Source organism: Azoarcus sp. TTM-91, assembly GCF_012911025.1.
Lineage (GTDB): Bacteria > Pseudomonadota > Gammaproteobacteria > Burkholderiales > Rhodocyclaceae > Azoarcus.
Genome location: NZ_WUEI01000270.1, coordinates 1 through 1,006, shown reverse-complemented (window position 1 = coordinate 1,006; position 1,006 = coordinate 1). Strand labels below are relative to the sequence as shown.

General features: G+C 73.8%; 1 protein-coding gene. It reads right to left on the bottom strand.

The window, feature by feature from the left end; translation table 11 throughout:
- The coding region (locus GRF61_RS24175) for an XdhC family protein (protein WP_169153160.1) at positions 1 to 1,006 on the bottom strand (1,006 nt) is incomplete at both ends.

Here is a 1,006-nt window from a genome sequence, read left to right as displayed (position 1 = left end):
CCGACAAGGTATCCGCCGCCAGCTCCAGCGCCGCCTTCGCCTCGGCCACCGGCAGCACCCGCTCCGGCGTCACCCCGTTCTTCGCCGCCACCAGCTCGGCGGCGATGGACACCGCGATCTCCCCCGGCGTGCGGCTGCCGATGTAGAGCCCCGCCGGGCCGCGCAGGGCGGCAACTTGCGATTCGCTGAGGTCGAACTCGCGCAGCCGCTCGCGGCGGGCGGCGTTGTTGCGGCGCGAGCCCAGCGCGGCGACGTAGAAGGCCGGCGAGCGCAGGGCTTCCATCAGCGCAAGGTCGTCCAGCTTGGGGTCGTGGGTCAGGGCGATGACGGCGGTGCGGGCGTCCGGGCGCAGGGCGGTGACGACGTCGTCCGGCATCTCGCGGGTGAGGGTGGTGTCGGGCACGCTCCACTCTTCGGCCCATTCTTCGCGCGGGTCGCAAATGGTGACGGCGAAGTCGAGGTCCTGGGCGATGCGGGCGAGGCTGGCGGAGAGCTGGCCGGCGCCGATCAGCAGCAGCCGGTAGCGCGGGCCGAAGACGCTGGTGAGGCTGGCGCCGTCGTAGTCCAGGCCTTGTTCGGGGTGGGCGGGGGCGAGCGCGGCCTGGCCGCTGGCCATGTCCAGCCGGCGTTCGGTGAGTTCGCCGGCGGCGAGGCGGGCGAGGAGTTCGTCCAGCACCGCCGGCCCGGCCAGCGGCTCCAGCACCAGTTCCATGGTGCCGCCGCAGGGCAAGCCGAAGCGGCGGGCTTCTTCGGCGCCCACGCCGTAGCTCACCAATTGGGGGCGCGCCGGCATGCCTTCGCCGCGCAGCCGGTGCATCAGGTCGTCTTCGATGCAGCCGCCGGACACCGAGCCGACGGCGCGGCCATCCTCGCGCAGCGCCAGCAGCGCGCCGGGCGGGCGCGGCGAGGAACCCCAGGTGCGCACCACCGTGGCCAGCAATACCCGCCGGCCTTCGCTCAGCCAGCGCCGGGCCCGCTGCAGCACTTCGAGGTCCAGGCTATCCAT